This is a genomic window from Mesorhizobium sp. M1E.F.Ca.ET.063.01.1.1, assembly GCF_003998155.1.
In the GTDB taxonomy this organism is placed as follows: Bacteria; Pseudomonadota; Alphaproteobacteria; order Rhizobiales; family Rhizobiaceae; genus Mesorhizobium.
This window is the reverse complement of the sequence record NZ_RZSC01001213.1, coordinates 1-1,114: the sequence shown is the minus strand read 5'-3', so window position 1 is coordinate 1,114 and position 1,114 is coordinate 1. Positions and strand designations below refer to the sequence as shown.

Sequence of the window (1,114 nt, the reverse complement as noted above, 5' to 3'; positions counted from 1 at the left end):
GCCAAAAGGGCGCTTATTCGCGTATAAGCTCACAGGATCGGCAATGAAGGCATTTTTCGTGCAGATAAAGTGCGATCTGGGCAAGGCCTATGAGGTCGCCAGCGCGCTCGCCGATGCCGAGATCGCCTCCGAGATCTATTCGACCGCCGGCAATTACGACCTGCTCGCAAAATTCTATGTCGATGACGAGGAAGACGTCGGCCACTTCGTCAATGAGAGGGTGCAGATTCTGCCCGGAATCAAGGACACCTTCACCATCGTCACCTTCCGGGCATTCTGACCGCGCCTGCCTTGCTCGGGCACGAGGCAGCGCCTGACCTCAGCCCGGCGGCTCTGCCTTAATCTTAGGCAACTTCGACATAACGATCGCCGACGCTCGCCAAATCATCGATTGCGCTTGATTTTCTCCAGCCGGGCCAGTGAAATGGTTTCACAGGGGAGTATGCGATTGGCAGCGTTCGACGAAATGGCTCCGGAAGTCTCCGGATTGAGAAGACCATACCAGGCTTACGATCGCTGGCTGAAGGAACAGGACCCGGCCAGGCTCACCCAGAAAATGCAGGACGCCGAGCGTGTCTTCCGCAAGACGGGCATCACCTTCGCCGTCTATGGCGAACAGGAGGCCTCCGAGCGGCTGATCCCCTTCGACATCGTTCCGCGCATCATTTCCGGCCAGGAATGGCGCCGGCTGACGCAAGGCATCGAGCAGCGGGTGCAGGCGCTCAATGCCTTTCTCGACGACATCTACCACCGTCAGGAGATCCTGCGCGCGGGGCGTGTTCCCAAGGAGCTGGTGGCGAAGAATGAGGCCTTCCTGCCCGAGATGATCGGTGTGAGGCCGCCGGCCGGCGTCTACACCCACATCATCGGCGTCGACATCGTCCGCATCAGCGAGAACGAATTCTATGTGTTGGAGGACAATGCCCGCACGCCTTCCGGCGTCTCCTACATGCTGGAGAACCGCGAGACGATGATGCAGCTCTTTCCGGAGCTCTTCCAGCAGATCAAGGTGCAGCCGGTCGAGAACTATCCGCAGCTGTTGCGCCAGTCGCTCGCCGCGGTGCGGCCGCAGAGCACCAAGGGCGCGCCGACCATCGCCGTGCTGACGCCGGGC

2 protein-coding genes are annotated in these 1,114 nt (G+C 60.5%); both read left to right on the top strand.

Annotated features, from left to right (window positions below; genetic code table 11):
- The first annotated feature begins 43 nt into the window (after nucleotides 1–43).
- The gene (locus tag EOA29_RS37360; protein WP_027166286.1) at nucleotides 44–280 is read left to right on the top strand and encodes an Lrp/AsnC family transcriptional regulator; all 237 of its coding nucleotides are present in this window, start codon (nucleotides 44–46) and stop codon (nucleotides 278–280) included.
- A 162-nt stretch (nucleotides 281–442) separates the two neighbouring features.
- Nucleotides 443–1,114: circularly permuted type 2 ATP-grasp protein (locus tag EOA29_RS37355; protein WP_189479136.1), on the top strand; the 672-nt coding region annotated here is incomplete at its 3' end.

Coding starts and splice junctions, on each gene's coding strand:
- EOA29_RS37360 (WP_027166286.1), top strand. CDS start 44: ATGAAGGCATTTTTCGTGCAGATAAAGTGCGATCTGGGCAAGGCCTAT.